This is a genomic window from Alicyclobacillus fructus (genome assembly GCF_017329605.1).
Classification (GTDB): domain Bacteria; phylum Bacillota; class Bacilli; order Alicyclobacillales; family Alicyclobacillaceae; genus Alicyclobacillus; species Alicyclobacillus fructus.
The window spans coordinates 22,282-43,570 of record NZ_JAFMTY010000023.1; the positions used below are offsets into that span (position 1 = coordinate 22,282).

Consider the following 21,289-nt stretch of genomic DNA (forward strand, 5'->3'; position numbering starts at 1 on the left):
AGTAGGTCGGGTATGATGGGGTTGGCAACGTGTCCATCAAGGAGGCAACATCCATGCAGGAACTCTCAGGCCACACGCGCGGGCTCGCCTTCGCCAGCATGCGCCGCTTCGCCGATCTCGTCGCCGACGAACCGGACGCTATCATCCTCACCATCGGCCAACCCCACTTTCCTACCCCCGCGCACATTGCGGAGGCGGCCAAGCGGGCCATTGACGAGGGCTTCACGTCGTACACGCCGAACCGAGGCATCCGCCCGCTGCGTGAAGCCGCCTCTGCCTACTACGAGCGCTTCACCGGGCATCGATATGATCCAGATCGCGAGGTGCTCGTCACCGTGGGGACCACGCACGCTATCGACATCGCCGCGCGGGCGCTCCTCGCGCCAGGCGACGAAGTGATCATCCCTGCGCCCGCTTACCCCGGCTATGAGGGCGCCGTGCGTTTGGCGGGCGGCCATCCCGTCTTCGCCGACACGCGGTCTACGGGCTTTCTCCTGACGCCAGACGCGCTGCGAGCGTCCATCACGCCGCGCACGAAAATGCTCATTCTCGCCTCTCCCGCCAATCCGACTGGCACCGTCTACAGCGAGGATGAGCTTTCCGCGCTCGCCCGCGTGTGTGTCGAGCGGGATCTGTACGTGTTGTCGGACGAAATTTATGCTGAGCTTCAGTTTGACGGATCGCCCGCCAGCATTTCGCGCATGCCGGGGATGCGGGATCGGACCCTCGTCATTCATGGGCTGTCGAAGTCGCACAGCATGACCGGCTGGCGCATCGGGTTTGCGTTCGCGCCGGCGCCCATCGCCGCGGAGATGGCGAAAGCCGCGCAGTTCAGCGTGAGCTGCCCGTCGAGCATCAGCCAAATGGCGGCGCTTGAAGCGCTGCGCCATGGCCACGGCGACAGCGCACCCATGCGCGAGACGTATCGCATGAATCGCGATCTCGCCATGCAGGCGCTCCGAGGCATGGGCGTGCCGGTGGTCGAGCCCGCGGGCGCCTTTTACGTCTTTCCCGAATTGCCGAAGGCGTTAGGTATGACGTCGGACGCCTTCTGCGAAGCGCTCGCGCGCGAGGCACACGTGGCGCTCGTCTCCGGGACGTGCTTCACGCACTACGGCGAGGGGTATGTGCGTATTTCGCTCGCGTGCCCTCCGGAGGCGTTGCAGGAAGCGCTCGGCCGGGTCGTGCAGTTCGTCGAGCGGCGCCGGCAAGGATGAGACTGCTTGAAGCGGACGGGCATGGGGCAGCGCCGGTCGCATGGGGCTGGGGCGCATGAGATAGCCGCGGCGGGCGGGATCGCATGAAACGGGCCCGCGAGGCCCACATTATGGGCGAACCCGTCCGCTGGAGGCGATGGCATGCGTACGAAATCGAGACGAACCCGGGTCGCCGTCGGCGCCGTGCTGTTTGCGCTGATTGCCGCCATGCTGCTCTTGTTCCGCGTGCACCGTTACTTCATCATGCACTGGCTCTGAGGCCATCACGCCTCGTACCGGCGCTCGGCGAAATACGGGATGAGCACGCGCAGCGCCACGTCGATGCAGCGCTCGTCCGGCAGCATTTTCGCATGGTGCAGACCGTACGGCGTGGCGGCGCCGAGCCAGAACAAAAACCCGGGGATTTCCCGCAGGAAGTACCCGAAGTCCTCGCCCGTCATCGCGGGCGGCACCTCGTGGACCTCTGCGATTTTCGACTCCGCGACAAACTGCATGAACCCGCGGGTCAGGCGCTCGTCGTTGTACACCTGATAGTAATTCGCGCCGTAGTCGATCTCGGCCTGACAGTTGAACATTCGCTCGATGCCCGCCACCACGGCCTCAATCCGGTTCTTCAGCCGAGGCATCGTCGCTGCGTTCAGCGCGCGGATGGTGCCTTCGAGCCGGGCGCGATCGGCAATGATGTTCATCTTGGTACCCGACTCGAGACGCCCGACGGTGATCACGGCGCTGTCCAGCGGATCCACGTTGCGCGCGACGATGGTCTGGAGCGCCGTCACGAGGTGCGCGCCGGCCACCACCATGTCGTTGGCCCGATGCGGATAGGCCGCGTGTCCGCCTTGGCCGACGAGATCGACGAACAGCTCGGACGTATTGGCGAACAGCACGCCGGGGCGGATGCCGATCTCGCCCACGGCCATGTCCGGCTGCACGTGGAGCGCGAAGATCATCTCCGGCCGCACGGCCTGAAATGCGTCGCTTGCGAGCATCGGCTGCGCCCCGCCTGGGCCTTCTTCGGCGGGCTGGAAGACGAGGACGAGATCGTCCAAGGGCGGATGGTGCGCGAAGTGTTGCGCGAGGCCGAGCGCGACGGCCATGTGCACGTCGTGGCCGCAGGCGTGCATCATGCCCGGATGGCGCGATGCAAAGGGCGCGCCCGTTTCCTCGGCCACAGGCAGCCCGTCCATGTCCGCGCGCCAGCCGACGCGCCGCTTGGGACTCTGGCCCCGGATGAGGGCGATGATCCCTGTTTCCCACGTGCGAATCTCCATGTGATCCTGGGGCAGCGCGCGCAGATACTGCAACAGCAGTTTCTGTGTCTCAAACTCGCGAAAGCCGGGCTCGGGAATCTGGTGCAGCGCGCGCCGCGCCTCGTACACGTTCCAATCCATCACAGGCGCCTCAGTTCTTCTTTGATCTCGATTTTGCTCGCGGCCACGTCTTCAATCCGCTTGATGACCTTCGCGGGCACGCCCGCCACCACGGTCCCCGGGGGCACGTCTTCAATCACCACGGCGCCGGCGGCCACCACCGAACCTCTGCCCACGCGCACGCCTTCGAGGATGACCGCGTTTGCCCCGACGAGTACGTTGTCCTCGATGACCACCGGCTTCGCCGAAGGCGGCTCAATGACGCCCGCCAGCACCGCGCCCGCGCCGATGTGGCAGTTGGCGCCGACGGTCGCGCGCCCGCCGAGTACGGCGCCCATGTCGATCATCGTGCCAGGCCCGACTTCGGCGCCGATGTTGATGATGGCGCCCATCATGATGACCGCGTTTTCGCCGATCTTCACCTTGTCGCGGATGATGGCGCCGGGCTCGATGCGCGCCGGAATGTCCTTGAGATCCAAAAGCGGAATGGCGCTGTTCCGCCGATCCGCCTCCACCTCGAAATCCTCGATCAGCGCCCGATGTTCCTCGAGAAACGCCTGCACATCGCGCCATTCGCCAAACACGACGCCGGACGTGGGCCCGACGAACGGGCGAAGGGCTTCTGGGAACGTGATCTGATCCAGCTTGCCGCGCAGGTACACCTTCACGGGCGTCTTTTTCTTGCTTTCCGCAATATAACGAATGATTTCTTCAGCAGTCTGCATGATCCGATTCCTCTCCACGTGAAATGTTCCGCGGCGCAACGCGCGATGCGCGCGCGTCGCGCGCGTGATATGATCGCTTCAGAAAGGGAGGATGTTCCATGAGCACGCATATCGGTGCCAAGCTGGGCGAGATCGCCGAACGTGTCCTGCTTCCGGGCGATCCGCTTCGGGCCAAGTATATCGCGAATACCTACCTCGAGGGTAGCGTCTGCTACAACGAGGTTCGGGGCATGTTCGGCTACACCGGCCGCTACAAAGGCGTGCCCGTCTCGGTCCAGGGCACGGGCATGGGCGTGCCGTCCATCAGCATTTACGCGCACGAGCTTCTCGCCGAGTATGGTGCCAAAACCCTCATTCGCGTCGGCACCTGCGGCGCCATCCGGCCTGACGTCCGCGTGCGCGACGTGATCCTCGCCATGAGCGCTTCGACCAACAGCGCGCCGAACCGCCTCCGGTTTGGCCATGTCCAGTATGCGCCCACGGCCGACTTCGATCTCCTGCGAACCGCTCACGACATCGCCCGGGAACGGGGCACACCCGTCCACGTTGGATCGGTGATGACAACGGATCTATTTTACGCCGATGGAACGGCAGATTTGGAGCGCTGGGCGAAATTCGGTATGCTAGCGGTGGAGATGGAGAGTGCAGAACTATTCACCCTGGCCGCCCAGTTTGGCGCCCGCGCGCTGTCCGTGCTCACGGTGAGCGATCACGTCCTCACCGGCGAAGAGACAACCGCCGCCGAACGAGAGCGGTCCTTTGGCGATATGGTCGAGATCGCCTTGGAGACGGCCATCCAGTTTTAGGCCGCGCACTTGAGAACACCATCTCCGGCAACGCTCCGGCTCGCATACATCACCGGCTCCGCCGGAACACTGAGTTGGGGCGAAAGAAACAGAAATCACGTGTGGAGCAGGAAAGGGTGTTCTTTGATGCAGGTCGGCCTCATTGGTCTCGGGAAGATGGGCCACAATCTGGCGCTCAACATGATGGATCACGGGCATCAGGTGGTGGCGTACGATTTGCACAAGCAGGCCGTCGACGCCGTCGCGAAGGAGGGCGCGACGCCCGCCGAATCTGTTTCCGACCTGGTGGCGAAGCTGACGCCGCCGCGCATCGTCTGGCTGATGGTCCCGCACGGCAAGCCGGTGGACAACCTGATTGATCAACTGAAGCCGCTCCTCCAGGCGGGGGACATCATCATCGAGGGCGGGAACTCGCATTATAAGGACAGCATTCGCCACGCCGAGGATTTGAAGAAGGTGGGCATTCACTTCTTCGACGTGGGGACCTCGGGCGGCATGGAGGGGGCGCGCCACGGCGCCTGCTACATGATCGGCGGCGATCCCGAGGTGTTCAAGACCATCGAGCCGCTGTTCCGCGACACCGCGGTGCCGAACGGCTACGTGTACACCGGGCGCGCGGGAAGCGGACACTTCGCCAAAATGGTGCACAATGGCATTGAGTACGGCATGATGGCGGCCATCGGCGAGGGGTTCGAGGTGCTGGAGAAGGGGCCGTTCGATTACGACTTCGCCGAGATCGCGCGCTGCTGGTCGAATGGCTCGGTCATTCGCGGCTGGCTGATGGAGCTTGCGGAGAAGTCGTTCCGCGAGGATCCGCGGCTCGACAAGATCAAGGGCGTCGTGCACGCGTCGGGCGAGGGGCAGTGGACCGTCCAGGAGGCGCTCGAGGTCCAGGCGGCGGTGCCGGTCATCGCGACCTCTGTGATGATGCGTTATCGGTCCATGCAGGATGACTCGTTCAGCGGCAAAGTGCAGGCGGCGCTCCGCAACGAGTTCGGAGGTCACGCGGTGGAGCGGGCCTGACAGCTCGCGCAGGGAAGGGGCGATGGCTGGCATCGCCTCTTTGCTGTCATGGAGGGAACAGGGGTGCCAAAGCGGGCCACGATTCAGGATGTCGCTCGGGAAGCCGGCGTGTCCGTCACGACGGTTTCGCGCTATTTGAACGGGCGCTACGAGTCCATGAGCGACAGGACGCGCGAGAAGATCGCGGACGTGATCGCGCGGCTGGGCTATCGTCCAAACGCACTCGCGAAGGGGCTGAAGGCGCAGCGGACGCAGACGGTGGGGGCGATTGTGGTCAACATGGGCTACCCGTTCTGCGTCGGGTTTCTGCGCGCGTTTTCGCGCGCCCTTGGCGCCGAAGGCTATCACCTCATGGTGGCCGAGTCCGAGGGAGACGCGCGGCGCGAGCGCCAGCTCATCGAGTCGTTGGTCGCAAACCGCGTGGAGGCCATCGCGCTGCAGACGAGTGGAGCCAACAACGACTACCTGGAGGATTTGGCGCGCGAAATGCCGGTGGTGCTCGTCGATCGCGCCTTCTCCTTGCCTCACGCCTACGCCATCGGCACGAACAACCGTGACGCATCGCGGGAAATGGCGTGGCAGCTGTTCGATCTCGGCTATGAACGCATCGTGTATCTCACGGAAGACGAACGAGGCATTCCCACGCGGACGGAGCGGCTCGAAGGTTATCTGGAGGCTTGCCGCGTGGCGCTGCGAGAACCGGAGGTCATGCGGGTGCGCCGAGGGGATGCGTCGTCCTTCGCCGATGCCATCGCGCGCGTGGACGCCGAGATCCGCCGCGGGCGCCGCACGGCCGTGTACAGCGCGAATGGCCTGATTCTCATGGAGTGTTACCGCGCCCTGCGCCAATTGGGACACCCTGTGCCGTCCGCACTTGGGCTCGCGACCTTTGATCACCCTGACTGGGCCGATCTCGTCGATCCTCCACTGACGTGCGTCCGACAGCCCGTGGACGAGATGGGCGAAGAGGCCGCCCGGATGGTCATCGCCCGCCTGCGCGGCGAGGACGTGCCAGAAAAGACTCGCGTGCTCGCGTCCACTCTGGTGATGCGGGAGTCGACGGGGCGGGAACAGAGCGCTCGCATTGGCCGGGACGTTTCGCGTTAGGCCAAAACGACTTTGCTTTCGCATAGGAGGAAGAGATCAGAGGTTCAGACGTAATGCGCGTTCGCAAGAGATTTGATTTGGTGAATGAAACAGTGGAACGATTTGTTCAAGTCCATGATGGTCAGTGGGATCGGACCATTTGTTGCGACGTGCGGTGGCAAGAGGAGCCGGTGAAGACCACGCCCCTAGGGTTGCTGACCCACGCAGTGACACATGAGTTTCATCATAAGGGGCAAATCGTCGCCATGGCGCGGCACCTTGGCCATGTTCCCCCGACACCGATTTGGTGCTTCCATAGCATAGGAGAACACCGTGGAGCCAGGGGAAGGTCGCGGGCGCATCGATTTGTGTCAATGCGCCTGCTTCCGAGCAAGTTCTTCGATTTCTTGCTTGGGAAGGCTCGTCATCTCGGCGATGTCTTCAATCTTCATGACTTTGCGAAGCAGATTTCCGATGATCTCCATGTGCCCCTCCATGCGTCCTTCCATACGCCCCTCCTCATACATCTTCTTCCAACTTCGACACGGTTCTCACCTCCCTGTCCAGTTGACTCCGACGTTTCAGTGCACTGCAATCGCGTCATCTTTCCATTCCAATCGACGGAATCGGGCGTTCGGGTATCGGACTGGACAAGACAATGGAGGTGACGACCTGGCCGAAGGGCACCAGCGCGTCGATCACGCGTTCCAAGTGTTCCATGGACATCGCCACGACCTTGAGAAGCAAGCACGCGTCGCCCGTCACGCGATGACACTCGAGAACCTCCGGCATCTCCTTCACTGTGGCGATGGCGCTACCGTACCGGCCGCCGTGGACTGTGAGGCGGATAAAGGTCTCCACCGCATACCCTACTTTCTTCGGATCCACGGTGGCACGGTAATGCCGAAGGATTCCGGCATCCTCCATCTTGCGAACGCGTTCCGCTACAGCAGGCGGAGACAATCTTACCTCGTCCCCCAGTTCACGATACGAGACGCGCGCGTTCTTCTGCAAATGCTCGAGGATGTGCCAATCGATCTCGTCCAACTCATACATCGAAAGTCTATCCTCCAATGTTCTTTAAATTCGAAGAAAAAACCGTGTTTCGCTTTTGCTTGCACATTCAGAATAGAATCTTTGCTTTGTATCATACGGCTCATCGAACGGCTATGGCAAGATGGAGGGATGCAGCGTGGCAGAGCACGACGCACCGAGGCGGATCGGCAACTCCATGGGGCTCGTGACGACGTTGGCCTTCACGATTCTCTTGGTCGGTTCGGATGAAATGGTGTTGTCTCCGATACTCTCGCAAATATCGAACGCATTCCGTGTCTCCGTCAGCCAGGCCGCACTGGCGGTCAGTGCGTACGGACTCGCCCTGGCCCTCGGGGCACCCGTCTTGGCGCGTGTCGGCGATCGCAAGGGCGCAGGGGCTGCATTATGGCTGGGCTTGGCGGGATTTGTCGGGGCTTCGATCCTGTGCGCATACGCGACAAGTTTTCTCGAATTTTTGCTGGCGAGGTTTTTGTCCGGACTCGCGGCAGGGCTCACGGTGCCGAGTGCGTACGCGCTTGCGGGGGCATCCGTGTCGGACGAATTTCGTGGGCAGGCGCTGGGTTGGGTGGTATCTGGCTGGTCGTGGTCCTTTATCCTCGGCGTTCCTCTGGCCACATGGGTCGATCGCGACCTGGGTTGGCGTTGGATGTTCGTGTCGTTCGGCTTTGTGGCGATACTCCTCATGCTATTCATGGCATGGTCAATCAAGCGGAGACGCTTGTTTCTTACCAATCGAAACGCCGCGGAGGCTGGTGAACGCACAGCGACGGCGGATCTCTTTCGGCTGCAGGGCGTCGCGGCCCTCCTTACCGCTACGTTCGGCAACATGTTCGGATTTTACGGGATGTACGCGCTTTTTGGTGTGGCCTGGCATCTCCATGCGTTCGCGTCGCATGTCCAAAGTGGCACCTTGCTTCTCGCCTATGGTATCGGGTTCGCAACGAGCGCCGTGACGGGACGGTGGGCGGATCGATGGGGACGCCGCAGGATACTTGGGATAAGCCTCGTTGCCCTGACGGCCGTCATCCTCATGCTGCCCTATTCGATGAACCAAGTGGGGCTCGTCTCCATTACGCTCTTTGTTTGGGGTGTGTTTCAGAGCTTGACGGTGACGCTCATCACCGCGTCCTTGAGTGAATATTCGGAGGTACACCGACATCACATCATGGGGTGGTACAGTTTTGCGACCAACATGGCCGTGCTCCTGGCTCCCGCGACGATGGGTTGGCTTGACGTCCACGCCGGGTACGCGACCGTCGCCATGCTCTGCGCCGTGATCACGGCTGCCGCCAGTGCGAGCGCGTGGTTGGCGTCGAAGACTCCGCCGCGCGGGCCAAGAGAGAGCGTGGGAGGTCGCGATCGCGTCTCGTAGTCCATGCCGGTTTGCCTTCGGGATACGCGTGCGTAGGCATTTGAAAAAAGATTCATAAAATGTTCAATGCGGCTAGAACAAGAAAGCTTGCCGATGAACCCTTAGCATATGCAACCTTTTTACCCTTTAGATCGGCCAGTGTATTCAAGTTCGACTGCTTGGGTACTAAAATGCCTCGATACACCTCAGGTTCATAGGCCACATACGCCACCTGAGATCCGGGGGTCGCTTGGGCAAAGACGGCCGGTGAGCCTCCGACTTCTCCGAGGTCCAAGCTGCCGCTGTTGCGGGCCTGAAGAAGAGGTGGACCAGAGGTAAATTCATACCACCCATACCACCTTTGTTCTGTGTTTGGCGAGTGTTCTGATACAATGAGAGCGACAGAGGCTCGCCGAACTCGTGTGCACTGGAACTCCGCAGTTGTCGTGTGGCGTGCAGACGGTCTTCGAAGAAGGTGAGACGCTTGGATGGAGCCTCCCAGCATAAGGTCATTTGTTCCTACTGCGGCGACGTGATCTCTTCGAAAGGCGATCTCGTCACATTGCTCTCATTTCCGGAAATCGTGGATTCAGTTCACACGAGGTGCTATGGGGAATTGTCCTTAAGAAGGTCTGGCCCACGCGTGCCGCTCAATTCGGCGGGCATGTGGTGGATGATGGCCGTATTTGGTGCGGTGTGTTTGTTTCTGTTTTTATTGAGAAATTTTGATTTCTTGTTTATCTTGGTTGGATGTATAGTTCCATCAATTAGATTGATCTCATGGATCATGGTGGAGAGAAAATTTCGCGACTAAGCTATGTGTCATGAACAACTGGCACAACATGAAACATCTGAGCCACGTCATCTCTGGGTCAAACGCTCTGGACCTTCATGTGCATCGTAGCCGGGCGTGCAAGCCGGACAGCTGGCCGATGGTGCAAGCCACCGGCTCTGCCTGTCCATCGCTCGCTCATGTTCCACTTCGGATAGCGACCAGGGTCTCGCGCGCCTGTTCCAGGTGGCGCTGTTCGTGGTAACCCACAAACTCCAACCACTCCTGGAGGGAAAGTTCCCCGAACACCGGATGTGGCACCGGCCCTGTCCACTTCTCCAATTCGTCAGGATCGCCAACCGCGCGCGCCGAATCCATCAGGGTTTGCCTCGCTTCTTCCAAAGCAGCTCGAAGTGAATGACGTACTTTGGGCGCTTCCGAGGGGGTGATGAAATCCGGAGCCTTGATTTTGACACGCCGGTCGGCAGCGCGTTCGACGCCCTTGGGCTTGCCGCTGTAGGGCCGAGGGTCCTTGGCGGCTCGACGGAACACGGGGATGATCGACAGGTCCGTTTTCAAAATATGTTCGAAAATCTGGCCGACCGTCCATCGCTCGGGCCCCGGGAGGACGTTCAACTCGTCTTCCGCGATCTCGTCTAGCAGCGATAACGTCTGTCGGTGTGTTGACGAAACGAAGGCAAAGCTGTCCATGCATCCAAACTCCCTTCTCGTATAGCGCTTACATGAATCAGAGCGAAAAAAGTCGTTCGGCGGCTCGTAAGTCCGCCTCGATGAAACCATCTTGGCATATGGCCCGGCATTCAAACAAATTGTACACGAAAAGTTTTTGGGAAGGGGTCATGAGCGCTCCCGAATTTTGAAAGGCATGTCGAGAAGGAGCAAGAGCACACGGGGATCGCGTTGGGGGGGATGATCGTGGTATAGATCTTCCGTGCCGGGCCTTTGGACGAGATCGAGCGCAACGGTGTGGACCTCATTGGAAGGGGTTGATGGAAAAAAGAGTTGCGGGATTCGCGTTGACGCGTCATCCCTCTCATGGAGGAGTGGAGTGGAACATGGCGTGAACGACGAGCGGATGGCTGCTCGCTAGAACAGCGCAGCGGCAAGAAGCCCGCCGACGACGACGTTGACCAAGACGGTCACCGTAAAGACGGCGATCGCTTTCCCGCTTACGTCCCGCAGGTCGCGAAAACGCGTGTTGAGACCGATGCTTAGGAACGTCAGTGTAAACAGCCAGGTGCGGAGTGCGTTCAAATTGTTCGTGAAATCTGTGGCAAACGCTTTTCCGTACGCGCTTTGCCACCAGGTGGACAGAATCGAGGCAACGATGAACGCGATCACGAACTTCGGAAACCGATCCCATACCAGCGCTCCGAGGGAAGGATGGTTCGCGTCCCCGGCGCCGGCCTTGCGATCCCATACGGCCGTCGCGATCACGGCGAAGATCAAGCACACGAGGCTGATGAGCACGTCGCGGCTCAGTTTCACCAGCGAGAACGCCTTGACTGCGGCGTCGCCCACCATCTGTGCCGCTGCCGCGCCAGATGCATCGGCGAGCTCAGAACCGCCGATCCATGCGCCGGCCTTCAGCGCCGAAAGATGAAATCCGTGCACGAGAGCGGGCAAGACGAAGATGAGAATCAAACCGTACACAACGACCAAGGAGACGACATAGCCGATTTGTCGTGGCTTGGCTCGCACCGTGTTGCCGACGGCGATGGCGGCCGACACACCGCACACCGATGCGCCTGCGCCGAGCACTGCCAGATATCGATCGTCGAGCTTGAGCCAGCGCCCGAGCACCTGCGATACCGCAAAACCAACGGCGACGATGATGGCGGCTTCCACAAAGGCCCGCGGCCCCGATTTGGCGACGATAGAAAACGGGAGGTTCGCCCCCAACAAGACAATGGATATCTTGATGAAAAGCTCCGACTGTGCAGTCGCCGATTCGATGGAGCTCGGAATTCGAAGCAGGTTGCCTGCCACGACTCCTAGGATGAGCGCCCAGAATGGGTACTCAAGGCCGTCCTGTTTGAGGATCTGTTGACTGCCCAAAATCAAGACGCCCCAGGCTGCCGCGAACAAAACGGTGAAGCCCAGCGCATACTGTCCCAAGGACACGCCGGATCGAACGGCTGGTAAAACCGTTAACAGCAGAAGAACCAACCAAGTTGCGACGTATGCCGCCCAGTGATGCGCAATTTGCAACCCCAGCGGAGTCTTCGGCCAAGGCTTGGGCACGGATGTTTGAAACACATCCAACGGAATGCCCAATCCGTACGCGCTCGCCACGGCGAGGACGAGCAGAAGACCGATCCCAACGGACCACCAGTCCCCGCGAACGACGCGAACCGGCTCGTCGGAACGTCCAGTCCCGAGGGCAACCGACACAGACATTCCTCCTTCTTCAGTTGTCAAGATGTGTGGACCATGGACTGAGGCTACACATTCCTATCACCTCCTATATCCAAGTTAACATATTGGATTATTCGATATTTAATCTACAACAGGTGCGTGTGAAGTGTCAAACGATGATCGACGCGACGACACGGTGAGGGATCACGGCGGTTCCTCAGAGGGCGAGTTCACATCAAGACCCCACCACATGGCGGGGCCCCTTGTCGTTCCCGCACTCGCTCAAGCTTGACTCCGATGCAGCGCCTGATCGAGGTCCTGCAGAATGTCGTCGATGTGTTCGGTGCCGACGGAAAGACGGATCATGCCGGGAGTCACGCCGGCGGCCAATTGCTCTTCGGGTGTCAATTGCTGGTGCGTCGTGCTGGCTGGATGGATGATGAGCGACTTCGAATCGCCCACGTTCGCGAGGTGGGAGAAGAGGCGGACGGACTCAATGACCTTTCGTCCGGCCTGCACGCCGCCTCGCACCTCAAACGTGAGAATCGCGCCTTGCCCTTTGGGCAAATACGCTTGCGCGAGAGCGTGGTCAGGGTGACTCGGAAGTCCCGGATAGTTGACAGACTCCACCGCGGGGTGGTGCTCCAAAAAGCGGGCCACCGCAAGGGCGTTCTCACTGTGCCGCGCCATGCGAAGGTGGAGAGTCTCCAGGCCTTGCAAGAAGAGCCACGCGTTAAACGGCGACAACGAGGCTCCGATGTCGCGCAACAACTGCACACGGGCTTTCAGGATGTAGGCGAGGGGGCCGAATACGTCGGTATAGACGATACCGTGATAGCTCGGATCGGGCTCCGTCAGTCCCGGAAAGCGCCCGCTCTCTTTCCACGGGAAACGACCACTGTCGACGATCACGCCGCCAATTGAGGTTCCGTGTCCGCCGATGAACTTTGTCGCCGAGTGCACCACGATGTCGGCGCCGTGTTCAATCGGCCGGCACAGATAAGGCGTCGCGAATGTGTTGTCGACAATGAGCGGGATGCCATGTTCGTGCGCGATCCGCGCGATGGATTGGAGATCAGGAATGTCGCATTTTGGATTGCCAATCGTTTCTACGTACAGCGCTTTGGTACGATTCGAAATCGCAGCCTTGAAATTCTCCGGGTCATGCGGCTCTACAAACCGCACCTGAATGCCCAGCTTCGGCAGGGTGTGCGCAAAGAGGTTATACGTGCCGCCGTACAGACTGACGGACGAGACGATCTCGTCTCCCGCCTCGGCGATGTTCAGGATGCTGTACGTGATGGCCGCTTGCCCCGAAGAGACGGCCAGCGCGCCCACACCTCCCTCCAGTTGCGCGACGCGCTGCTCAAAGACGTCCGTCGTGGGGTTCATGATACGCGTATAGATGTTCCCGAATTCCTGCAGAGCAAAGAGGCGAGCGGCGTGATCTGGGTCCTGGAAGACGTAAGATGTGGTTTGGTACAGCGGCACTGCGCGGGCCAGCGTGGCAGGGTCAACCTGCTGTCCTCCGTGAACCGCAATGGTTTCGATCGACCAGTTGTTCTCCTGTTCCACGGACGTGATCCCTCCCGGTGGTCTATGGCGCCAATCTGTCGCGCAAAAACAAACTATGAAGATTTGTTTTATGAGATTTATTCTATCATAACAGGGGTGCGTTGCATGCGTCAAACAGTTATGATAATTCAAGCGAAGGGTTGGCGATGTCCGACAGAGGGCTGAACGCGTGAAAGCGCGGAATTGTTCCGCCCCGGAATGGAGGGTTTTTCATGCCTGCTCGAGTCGCGGCTTTGTATGACATCCACGGGAACCTGGCTGCCTTGGACGCGGTGCTCCAAGAGGTCGAGCGCGCCGGCGCGGACGCGTTGGTGTTTGGGGGCGATCTCGCCTTTGGACCGCAGCCCCGGCAGGTGCTGGAGCGGGTGACGTCGCTCGGCGGCCCTGTTTCTTTCGTCCGCGGCAACACCGACCGGGAGATCGCCGAGCGCCACGGCGTGGAGCAAGGCGTGCGGGGCTGGATTGCGGAAGTGAACGCGTGGTGTCATGACCAGCTCACGCCGGATCAACGCGAGTTCTTGCTAAGTCAGAAGGCTCACGTGACGCTTCATGTGGAGGGGCTCGGCGACGTACTCTTCGTCCACGGATCGCCGAGAAGTGACGAGGAGGCCATTCGGCGGGACACGCCAGAAGCGGAGATCCTGCCGATGGTGGCGCATGTGCGCGAGTCCATCATCGTCTGTGGGCACACGCACATCCAGTTTGACCGGATGGTGGCGGGCAAGCGCGTCGTGAACGCGGGCAGCGTCGGCCTTCCGAGCGCGGCGCGGGGCGCGTGCTGGGCGCTCATCGGCCCCGAGATCGAATTGCGGGAGACGCTGTACGACTTCGAGCGTGCCGCAGCGGAGATCCGGAAGTCGGGCGCTCCCAAGGCGGGAGAGTTTGCGGATCACATTTTGAATCCGCCCGTCGCGGGGTCTTAGGCTTTGTGCCCGCCGGGGGAGCGACCGAGGATTTGCAAGGGCTTGGGATCTCGGCGTCGGTGCCGTGCGTCGACGTCCGCATGGACCGCTCGCGTCATCGTTTGCGATCACGCGCGAAGCTTCTCGACGAGTTCTCGCCAGGTGGCGTACCGCCGCTCCAGATCCGCGCGCGCAGCCGCCTGCGCTTGCGGCCCCGGCATCACAGCGAGCGGCGGCAGGTCCACGCCTACGCGCCTCCCTGCCATCATCGCTGCGCCGTACGCAGCTCCATCCGCATCCGCCTGCATCCACACCGGCACGGGCATCAGCGCCGCCGCCGTGCGGGCAATCCACGGCTGCTCAAACAGCCTGCCCGACAGCATCACGCCGCGCGCTCCTTCGGCGAGGCCGAGCATCTCCTCGACGAGCCAGCGCGTGTGAAAGAGGACCCCTTCCACTGCCGCGCGCACCATGTGCGCAGGACCGTGGTGCAGGCGCAGGCCCACCCATGCGGCCGACATGCGCTCGTCCCAAAACGGTGCGCGCTCGCCCGCCACGTACGGCAGCGCGAGGAGATGGTCCACCTGAACGTCGCCTGCCGCCGCGAGTAGTTCCTCAATCTCCCCCGGGCGGCCCAACAGTGTCTGCACGATCCAGTCGATGACAATCCCGCCCGCATTGCTCGGTGCGCCGAGCACGTATTCACCCTCGCCGAGGGCATAGCAGAACGTGCGCAGGCTGGCGTTCGTCACGGGCCTGTGGCTTGCGGCGCGCACGGCGAGGCTTGTGCCAATGGTCACCACGAGCATCTCGCGGTCCTTGGCGCCCGCAGCCAAGGTGGCCAAGACGCCGTCGGACCCGCCGACGACCGCCTGTGCGCCTTCGGCGAGCGGCAGACGTGGGGCAAGGCGGCAGGACGCAAGCGGCTGGCTCCAGTCTGCAGGCACCACGCGGCTCAGTTGATCCGCGCGGACGCCTGCGAACTCGAGTGCACCCGGGTCCCAGTCGAGCCTCTGCACGTCGAACAGGCCCGTGGCCGAGGCGATGGCCGGATCGCACACCCACTCGTCAAACAGGTGGTGCCACACGTACTCCTTGAGGGAGACGAAGCGCCGAGCCCTTGCAAACACGTCCGGCATGTCCCGGCGAAGCCAGGCCAGTTTGCAAACCGGCGCCATGGCGTGAATGGGTGTGCCCGTCCGCGCATAGAGCCGCGGGCCGTCCGGCGAAGCCCAAAGCGCTTGCGCCACCTCGGCGGGCCGCGCGTCCATCCACGTCATGGCCGGCATGAGCGGCTCGTCGCGAGGGTCCATCGCCACAAGGCTGTGCATGGCAGCCGACATGCCGAGCGCCGCAATGCGGCGACCTTGCTGCGCGATCTCGGCCGCCAGACCGCTCAGCACCGCCGCTGCCGCCTCCTTGACGTCGTCCGGGTTCTGCACCGCGCGCCCGTCCGGGCCGGTCTCCGTCTTCACCACAGCCGAACGGCTGGCGAGAAGCTCGCCAGTCGGCGTATACGCGACCGCTTTGATGGACGTGGTACCCAAATCCAGGCCCACGATACAGGTATCTCGGTTCACCGCAGTCACACCTTCGGATCCGGAATCGGCTCGATCTTACCGAGCATGAACACGTAGAACAAGATGCCAAGCAACAGCACCACGCCCGCGATGACAAACGCGGATTCGAACGATCCCGTCCTCTGCACCACAAACCCCGTGACGATGGGCGCGACGATGCTCATCAGGTTGTTGACGAAGTTCATGATGCTGCCCACGAGCCCCACGGTGCCCTTCGGCGCGATGAGCGACGGGATACTCCAGCCGACCGGCGCCGAAAACGCCAGGCCTCCGAGCGCGATGGCGATGAAGATGACCGCCGTGTTCGGGTTGTGCGTGAACGCGGCCGGAATGACGGCAAGGCCGAAGATCATGCCGACCACGAGCACGGTCTTGCGGACGCGCGTGACGTCGTGCCCGCGCTGAATGAGGCGATCCACCAGCCAACCGCCGATGAGGAGATCCGTGATCGTGGCCACGAGCCACGGCCCGGCGGTGTACCAGCCCGATTTCAGCACGGTCATGTGCATCTCTTTGACCAAGTAACTCGGCAACCACGTGAGGAACAGGTAGAACGAGTAGCCGTAAGCCGCGAACCCGAGCGTCAGCCCCCAGACCTTGCGCTGGCGAAGCAGGTACGCGAGGCTCTTGCCGATCCCGGCCTCCGCCTCGCCAGCCTGCTGTGCGCCGCCCTCGCGCAACAGCTCGGCCTCTTCCTGGGAGAGCCGGGTTTCGTGCGGATCGCGATAAAACGCCCAGTACAAGGCAGCGTACACGAGGCTGAGCGCGCCGGTGAGCCAGAAGCCGCCTTTCCAGCCCCACGTGGTCACCGCCCACGCGACGAGCGGCGTGCCGATGACGTTGGAGAACTTCGCCGCCGCGTCGAACAGCGAGGTGGCCACGCCGCGCTCGCGCACAGGAAACCAGTAGCCCGTCGCCTTGGATGCCGCAGGGAAGGCAGGCGCTTCCGCAATGCCGAGCAGCACGCGAGACAGGATGATGAGTCCCATGCCACTCACGATGGCCGTCATGAACGTGGCGATGGACCAGAGGATGGTCGCGATGCGATTCAGCCATTTCACGCCGATCTTGTCGAGCAAGGCGCCGACGGGGATCTGGAAGGCCGCGTACGACCATCCGAAAGCCGACAGGATGATGCCCATCTGGGCGTCGGAGAGATGGTATAAGTTCGAGATGGGCGTTGCTGCGACCGACAGATTGGTTCGGTCGAAGTAGTTGATGAGCACGCCGAGGCCAATGAGCAGGCCAATCCACCAGCGCTTCACGAGCAATCCCCCTTGCAGGTCAGGATAGCCGACTCCAGCGCGCGGCATGCCCGACGCCAACAAGGGAGCGCAGGCGCTGGAGCGACAGAAGTAAACGATTTACGAAATCGATATACTGAACATACACGAAAGCGCTTCACGGAGCAAGGGGGATTTGCGTCCGGGTTTCGTGATTCCATCTACCATCGGTACCTACGCGCAACTCAGTCACGGCCAACAAGGGTTAGTGGCAAGTCAGGGCGCACAGCACACGAAAAAACAAGCATTTGTAGGGATCATGAGCTTATCATGGGGCGAGCGGACGATCACGTTGCGAGAAGACCAGGGGACCTGTGGAGGATCTCCTAACCGTGCTATGGAAGATTCGCTTGTGCAGTGACGGCTGAAAGCCATTTTGGTAGGCTACAAGTGGGCACCACCTTGGGGGTCACTCCCTGCCCGCTCGTGAGAACGGGAGGGGGTGAGGCCATGACGGTGGCGAACGCGCTATCCCTAGCGATCCAGTTTGGGTCGTTCGTGATTGCGCTCTTGTCGCTTGTTGTGGCTCTGGTTCTTGCCTTGACGCGCAAGTGACCGCCCCCTAGGTCTCCCAGCCTCGGGGCGGTCACTGCTCACAGCTATCACGCCAGATAGCGACGGGCAGGGACACTGCCCAGGCGTCGGTGCCTAAGCGCCGGAGTCGCGACCTCCGGCGCTCTTTTCAGTTTAAGTGTACCATATTGCGGATATTCGTCAATGTGCAGTCAGCCTTCACCAGGCCGCACCACGGATTGGATATTAGGCAAGATGGACCAGCGTGTCACTCGAACGGCGCGTGTGCGGCGGATGGGATGTTGGGCCGGGAACGTTCAGATGACGGAACCTCCAGTCGCGCGACGATTCTGATATCATCAGTTTAGCGTTGGTGTTTGGGGATTGCCATGTTTTGCATGGGAGGGACTGTGCATGGCCATGGTCGCCGTCAGCATTTCGCCCATCGGCACGGGCGAGACGAGCGTGAGCCATTTTGTCGCGGAAGCTGAGCGCGTGCTCGCGCGCTATCCAGAACTGAACTATCGGCTGGATCCGATGTTCACGACCATCGAGGGCGATTTGAGCACCGTCTTTGCGGCGATTCAGGAGATGCACGAGGCGCTCGTGGCCATGGGCGCCAAACGGTTGTCGACCGTGATCAAAATCGACGATCGCCGCGACGTCCATCATTCGATGGACGAAAAGGTCGCGGCTGTGATGACGAAATTGAACGGCGAAGGGGCACACAACGACACGCCATGAGCGTCACGACGACGTGACCTTCACCGGCATGTACGCTTCGAAGAAGTCGACGACATGCTGCACATACGCCTTCGGCTCCACGTCGTACGCGCCCACGTGTTTGGCGCCCGGAACCAGCCACAGCGTGTCCTCCGGATCCCGCCGATGCAGCTCGTCGTACAGCGCCTCGCTGTTCGACGGCGGAATGGTGGTGTCGGCGGTCCCCGCGATGAGGAGAATCGGGCGAGGCTTGGCCGACGCGAGCTGTTTCAGCGGGTCGACCGCGTTCGGGTCCAGGCCGAACAGGTGCTTGACCTCCCACAGAATCTCTCCGTTGAACGGGAACGAGGGCAGGTTGGTCCACACGCTGAGATTCTGTTCAAGGTAGGTCTCGAGATCGTCAAACGGGCTGTCGGCGACGGTCGCGTCCACGGACGGATCGGCCGCGGTGGCTTCGAGCGCGGTCGACGCGCCCATTGAGTAGCCGATGAGCCCGATCTCGTCGTAGCCGAGCTTGTGCGCGTAATCGATGGCGCCGAGAAGGTCTCGCAGCTCGTAGTCGCCGACGGTCACCTCGCCGCCGGGCGATTCGCCTTCGTCGCGGAAATCGAACATGAGCACGGCAAAACCGGCGTCGTGCAGCGCTTTGGCCACCGGTAGCGCCGGGTGATCCAGCGCGCGGTTCTGCCGATACCCGTGCGCTTCAATCACGATGCGATCCGTCGGCCTTGCGGCGGGAATCAGCCAGCCAGCGAGCATCAGGTGGTCCACGCGGGACGGGAAGCGGATGTTTTCGTATTTCATGCCATACGCGGCGGGGGACGTGGTGATGGGTTTGCGCGCGGGATGTGTCAACTTTTCCGCCACCACGTACCCAATGGCCATCGTGGCGAGCCAGGCCAGGATGGCGAGAACCATTACACCCACCACAATTCGCAACACCCAGCGACCTGCGTTCGTCAAGGTGCCTCATCCTTTCCGTACGGCCGCGCCCATCCACGGCCCGCTCCTTCCTATGGGCCGCGCTGCGCTTCTATTGAATTCGCTTTCAGTGACACGCCATCCTCCACAGACGTGCGAGTCGTCAGGCGCCGCCCGGCGATGGGCCGAGGGGCCCACACAAAGACCTCCTCGGCGTCGCCGGCGGACAGGGGGCGTTCCCTCACCCGCGCATGATGCGCTCGATCTCGTCCGGGTCCTTCGGGATGCTCAACGAGAGGTTGACCGCGCCGTCCTCCGTCACCAACACGTCGTCTTCGATGCGGATGCCAATGCCCTCCTCGGCGATGTACAGCCCCGGCTCGACGGTGATGACGTCGCCCGCCTCGAGCGGCCACTTGGGCGATCCGACGTCGTGCGTGTCAAGCCCCAGCCGATGGCTGACGCCGTGGTAATAGTAGCGCGCGACTTCGCTGTCGTCCTGAATGAGGCCGATGCGCTTCAACTCCTGCGCCAAAACGGATTTCGTGACGTCGTTCAATTCGCCCGTCGTCACGCCCGGGCGAATGGCTTCGATGGTCGCCTCCATCGCCGCCAGCACGATGTTGTAGATCTCCCGTTGGCGCGCCGTGAACCGCCCCGAGATGGGGAACGTGCGCGTGATGTCTGCCGAATAGCAGCCGTACTGCGCGCCGAGATCGCAGAGCACGAGCTGGCCGTCTTCAATCACCTGGTCGTTGTCCACGTAGTGGAGCACGCACGCGCGCTCGCCGCCCGCGACAATGGGCGGAAACGCGTGCTCCCGCACGCCCCGGGACCGGAGCGCGAAGTCGAAGTGCGCCTCAAGTTCGTATTCCCGCATGCCCGGCCGCGCGTTTTTCATCATGGCCAACACGCCTTCGCGCGTGATGTCAATCGCCCGCCTGATGCATTCGATCTCGGCCTCGTCCTTCACCGTGCGCATGCGGCACACCTCGGCGTACGGGTTGCGGATGACGATGGCCGGGTATTTGTCCCGAAAGGCGCGCGCAAATCGATGGGCATCGGTTTCCGTCTGGTGAAACCGGTCCTGCTCCACATCCAAATACAGCCACTCGTACTCGCCGGTGCGAAGCATGCGCCCGAGCGTCGTTTCGAATTGGGCGAGATCCTGCACCTCCGCGATGCCGGAGATGTCTCGGGCGATGTGGTCCGGGAGCCGCTTGCCGGTCCACTTTTCTTCCACTTCGGAGACGTGCTCCGTGAAGAGGATGGCCTGTTCGCTGCCCTCGAGCTTCGCGAGCAGAAGGCGCGAGTGTTCTTGTGTGATGCCGGTCAGATAGAAGAAGTTGCGATTGACGTGGAAGGGGCTGTATGCGTGATCGCCGGACATGTGGGGAGCCTGGCCGGCGAAGAAGAGCGCGATGGAGCCGTCGGGGATGCGGCGAAACAGCGCCTCCCGGCGCTTCGCGTACGGATTCATGGTTTCCGTCATGAGGGAGACCTCCTCGAGATGGAGCTAACGGGATGGGGCCGGTGAGGACGTGGACCGGCCTTTAACGCTTGCCATCCCGCGGCCGAAACTCCGCGAGACCGTGCTCGATGGCGCGGACGAGGATCTCGGCCGCGGCGAGGTTCGTCGCGAGCGGCACGTTGTGCACGTCGCAGATGCGCAAGAGCGCGGAGATGTCGGGATCGTGCGGCTGAGCCGTGAGTGGGTCGCGCAAGAAGATGACGAGATCCATCTCGTCGTTCGCGACCATGGCGCCGATTTGCTGGTCTCCGCCGTACGGGCCGGACTGAAAGCAATGGACCTCGAGGCCCGTGGCTTCCCGGATGCGGCGGCCGGTCGTGCCGGTGGCGAACAGGTTGTGGTGCTTCAGTATGTTCTGATACGCGATGGCCAGGTTCACCATGTCGTCCTTCTTGTTGTCGTGCGCAATGAGGGCAACGTTCATCTCTGTGCCTCCTCGGCAAATCTTACGCCCCCAGTGTAGCGCAAAGGTGGCT

At 61.8% G+C, this 21,289-nt stretch carries 21 protein-coding genes and 1 pseudogene; 9 read left to right on the forward strand and 13 right to left on the reverse strand.

Features of this window, described 5'->3' with window-relative positions; genetic code table 11:
• The first annotated feature begins 53 nt into the window (after positions 1-53).
• Positions 54-1,217, forward strand: coding sequence for an aminotransferase class I/II-fold pyridoxal phosphate-dependent enzyme (locus J3481_RS11655; protein ID WP_206832329.1), 1,164 nt, complete (start codon positions 54-56; stop codon positions 1,215-1,217).
• 263 nt (positions 1,218-1,480) lie between these two features.
• Here J3481_RS11655 and J3481_RS11660 read toward each other — a convergent pair whose 3' ends face one another.
• Both J3481_RS11660 and dapD read right to left on the reverse strand, forming a co-directional pair.
• On the reverse strand, positions 1,481-2,608 hold the full coding sequence (locus J3481_RS11660; protein ID WP_206832328.1) for an N-acetyldiaminopimelate deacetylase: 1,128 nt from the start codon (positions 2,606-2,608) through the stop codon (positions 1,481-1,483).
• On the reverse strand, positions 2,608-3,315 hold the full coding sequence (dapD, locus tag J3481_RS11665; protein ID WP_206832351.1) for a 2,3,4,5-tetrahydropyridine-2,6-dicarboxylate N-acetyltransferase: 708 nt from the start codon (positions 3,313-3,315) through the stop codon (positions 2,608-2,610). Before dapD ends, J3481_RS11660 begins: the two co-directional genes overlap by 1 nt.
• A 95-nt stretch (positions 3,316-3,410) precedes the next feature.
• Between dapD and deoD the strand changes: the two genes are divergently transcribed.
• The 4 genes and pseudogenes from deoD to J3481_RS11685 all read left to right on the forward strand — a co-directional run.
• Positions 3,411-4,118 carry a purine-nucleoside phosphorylase gene (gene deoD, locus J3481_RS11670; RefSeq protein WP_206832327.1) on the forward strand — a complete coding sequence of 236 codons (708 nt, stop codon included), beginning with the start codon at positions 3,411-3,413 and terminating at the stop codon, positions 4,116-4,118.
• A gap of 126 nt (positions 4,119-4,244) precedes the next feature.
• Entirely contained in the window at positions 4,245-5,141 is an 897-nt protein-coding gene (gene gnd / locus J3481_RS11675; protein WP_206832326.1) for a phosphogluconate dehydrogenase (NAD(+)-dependent, decarboxylating), read from the forward strand.
• A 63-nt stretch (positions 5,142-5,204) separates the two neighbouring features.
• The gene (locus J3481_RS11680) at positions 5,205-6,248 is read left to right on the forward strand and encodes a LacI family DNA-binding transcriptional regulator (protein ID WP_206832325.1); all 1,044 of its coding nucleotides are present in this window, start codon (positions 5,205-5,207) and stop codon (positions 6,246-6,248) included.
• A 53-nt stretch (positions 6,249-6,301) separates the two neighbouring features.
• Positions 6,302-6,463 (forward strand): annotated as a pseudogene (locus tag J3481_RS11685) (DinB family protein); the annotation flags it as partial.
• Between the two features lie 135 nt (positions 6,464-6,598).
• Here J3481_RS11685 and J3481_RS11690 read toward each other — a convergent pair.
• Together J3481_RS11690 and J3481_RS11695 are read right to left on the reverse strand one after the other, a co-directional pair.
• The gene (locus J3481_RS11690) at positions 6,599-6,736 is read right to left on the reverse strand and encodes a hypothetical protein (protein WP_206832353.1); all 138 of its coding nucleotides are present in this window, start codon (positions 6,734-6,736) and stop codon (positions 6,599-6,601) included.
• Between the two features lie 91 nt (positions 6,737-6,827).
• Positions 6,828-7,283 carry an Lrp/AsnC family transcriptional regulator gene (locus tag J3481_RS11695; RefSeq protein ID WP_206832324.1) on the reverse strand — a complete coding sequence of 152 codons (456 nt, stop codon included), beginning with the start codon at positions 7,281-7,283 and terminating at the stop codon, positions 6,828-6,830.
• A gap of 136 nt (positions 7,284-7,419) precedes the next feature.
• Here J3481_RS11695 and J3481_RS11700 point away from each other — a divergent pair, with 136 nt between their 5' ends.
• The gene (locus J3481_RS11700) at positions 7,420-8,655 is read left to right on the forward strand and encodes an MFS transporter (RefSeq protein ID WP_206832323.1); all 1,236 of its coding nucleotides are present in this window, start codon (positions 7,420-7,422) and stop codon (positions 8,653-8,655) included.
• 52 nt (positions 8,656-8,707) lie between these two features.
• On the opposite strand, the gene J3481_RS11705 is transcribed toward J3481_RS11700, so the two are convergent.
• The 4 genes from J3481_RS11705 to J3481_RS11720 form a co-directional block, all read right to left on the reverse strand.
• Entirely contained in the window at positions 8,708-9,139 is a 432-nt protein-coding gene (locus J3481_RS11705) for a PhnD/SsuA/transferrin family substrate-binding protein (protein WP_206832322.1), read from the reverse strand.
• 465 nt (positions 9,140-9,604) lie between these two features.
• Positions 9,605-10,117, reverse strand: a complete 513-nt coding sequence (locus J3481_RS11710; protein WP_206832321.1) for a DinB family protein — start codon at positions 10,115-10,117, stop codon at positions 9,605-9,607.
• Positions 10,118-10,513: 396 nt separating this feature from the next.
• Positions 10,514-11,821, reverse strand: coding sequence for a YeiH family protein (locus J3481_RS11715; protein ID WP_328702128.1), 1,308 nt, complete (start codon positions 11,819-11,821; stop codon positions 10,514-10,516).
• Positions 11,822-12,067: 246 nt separating this feature from the next.
• Positions 12,068-13,360: a homocysteine synthase gene (locus J3481_RS11720; RefSeq protein ID WP_206832319.1), complete on the reverse strand. Its 1,293-nt coding sequence runs from the start codon at positions 13,358-13,360 to the stop codon at positions 12,068-12,070.
• 212 nt (positions 13,361-13,572) lie between these two features.
• On the opposite strand from J3481_RS11720, the gene J3481_RS11725 reads away from it, so the two are divergent.
• The gene (locus J3481_RS11725; protein ID WP_206832318.1) at positions 13,573-14,283 is read left to right on the forward strand and encodes a metallophosphoesterase family protein; all 711 of its coding nucleotides are present in this window, start codon (positions 13,573-13,575) and stop codon (positions 14,281-14,283) included.
• A gap of 107 nt (positions 14,284-14,390) precedes the next feature.
• Here J3481_RS11725 and J3481_RS11730 read toward each other — a convergent pair whose 3' ends face one another.
• Together J3481_RS11730 and J3481_RS11735 are read right to left on the reverse strand one after the other, a co-directional pair.
• Positions 14,391-15,842 carry a gluconokinase gene (locus tag J3481_RS11730; RefSeq protein ID WP_206832317.1) on the reverse strand — a complete coding sequence of 484 codons (1,452 nt, stop codon included), beginning with the start codon at positions 15,840-15,842 and terminating at the stop codon, positions 14,391-14,393.
• A gap of 5 nt (positions 15,843-15,847) precedes the next feature.
• Positions 15,848-17,107: an MFS transporter gene (locus J3481_RS11735; RefSeq protein WP_206832316.1), complete on the reverse strand. Its 1,260-nt coding sequence runs from the start codon at positions 17,105-17,107 to the stop codon at positions 15,848-15,850.
• 468 nt (positions 17,108-17,575) lie between these two features.
• Here J3481_RS11735 and J3481_RS11740 point away from each other — a divergent pair, with 468 nt between their 5' ends.
• Together J3481_RS11740 and J3481_RS11745 are read left to right on the forward strand one after the other, a co-directional pair.
• The gene (locus J3481_RS11740) at positions 17,576-17,680 is read left to right on the forward strand and encodes a putative holin-like toxin (protein WP_236011610.1); all 105 of its coding nucleotides are present in this window, start codon (positions 17,576-17,578) and stop codon (positions 17,678-17,680) included.
• Between the two features lie 372 nt (positions 17,681-18,052).
• On the forward strand, positions 18,053-18,382 hold the full coding sequence (locus tag J3481_RS11745) for an MTH1187 family thiamine-binding protein (protein ID WP_206832314.1): 330 nt from the start codon (positions 18,053-18,055) through the stop codon (positions 18,380-18,382).
• Positions 18,383-18,385: 3 nt separating this feature from the next.
• Here J3481_RS11745 and J3481_RS11750 read toward each other — a convergent pair whose 3' ends face one another.
• The 3 genes from J3481_RS11750 to J3481_RS11760 all read right to left on the reverse strand — a co-directional run bounded on the left by J3481_RS11750 (position 18,386) and on the right by J3481_RS11760 (position 21,237).
• On the reverse strand, positions 18,386-19,324 hold the full coding sequence (locus J3481_RS11750) for an alpha/beta hydrolase (RefSeq protein WP_206832313.1): 939 nt from the start codon (positions 19,322-19,324) through the stop codon (positions 18,386-18,388).
• Positions 19,325-19,523: 199 nt separating this feature from the next.
• A complete protein-coding gene (locus tag J3481_RS11755) occupies positions 19,524-20,774 on the reverse strand; it encodes an aminopeptidase P family protein (RefSeq protein WP_206832312.1) in 1,251 nt (416 codons plus the stop codon).
• A gap of 61 nt (positions 20,775-20,835) precedes the next feature.
• Positions 20,836-21,237 carry a methylglyoxal synthase gene (locus J3481_RS11760; RefSeq protein ID WP_206832311.1) on the reverse strand — a complete coding sequence of 134 codons (402 nt, stop codon included), beginning with the start codon at positions 21,235-21,237 and terminating at the stop codon, positions 20,836-20,838.
• Positions 21,238-21,289 lie beyond the last annotated feature (52 nt).

Coding starts and splice junctions, on each gene's coding strand:
- J3481_RS11695 (WP_206832324.1), bottom strand. CDS start 7,283: ATGTATGAGTTGGACGAGATCGATTGGCACATCCTCGAGCATTTGCAG.
- deoD (WP_206832327.1), top strand. CDS start 3,411: ATGAGCACGCATATCGGTGCCAAGCTGGGCGAGATCGCCGAACGTGTC.
- J3481_RS11745 (WP_206832314.1), top strand. CDS start 18,053: ATGGCCATGGTCGCCGTCAGCATTTCGCCCATCGGCACGGGCGAGACG.
- gnd (WP_206832326.1), top strand. CDS start 4,245: ATGCAGGTCGGCCTCATTGGTCTCGGGAAGATGGGCCACAATCTGGCG.
- J3481_RS11755 (WP_206832312.1), bottom strand. CDS start 20,774: ATGACGGAAACCATGAATCCGTACGCGAAGCGCCGGGAGGCGCTGTTT.
- J3481_RS11710 (WP_206832321.1), bottom strand. CDS start 10,117: ATGGACAGCTTTGCCTTCGTTTCGTCAACACACCGACAGACGTTATCG.
- J3481_RS11760 (WP_206832311.1), bottom strand. CDS start 21,237: ATGAACGTTGCCCTCATTGCGCACGACAACAAGAAGGACGACATGGTG.
- J3481_RS11725 (WP_206832318.1), top strand. CDS start 13,573: ATGCCTGCTCGAGTCGCGGCTTTGTATGACATCCACGGGAACCTGGCT.
- J3481_RS11690 (WP_206832353.1), bottom strand. CDS start 6,736: ATGGAAGGACGCATGGAGGGGCACATGGAGATCATCGGAAATCTGCTT.
- J3481_RS11655 (WP_206832329.1), top strand. CDS start 54: ATGCAGGAACTCTCAGGCCACACGCGCGGGCTCGCCTTCGCCAGCATG.
- J3481_RS11740 (WP_236011610.1), top strand. CDS start 17,576: ATGACGGTGGCGAACGCGCTATCCCTAGCGATCCAGTTTGGGTCGTTC.
- J3481_RS11660 (WP_206832328.1), bottom strand. CDS start 2,608: ATGGATTGGAACGTGTACGAGGCGCGGCGCGCGCTGCACCAGATTCCC.
- J3481_RS11705 (WP_206832322.1), bottom strand. CDS start 9,139: ATGCTGGGAGGCTCCATCCAAGCGTCTCACCTTCTTCGAAGACCGTCT.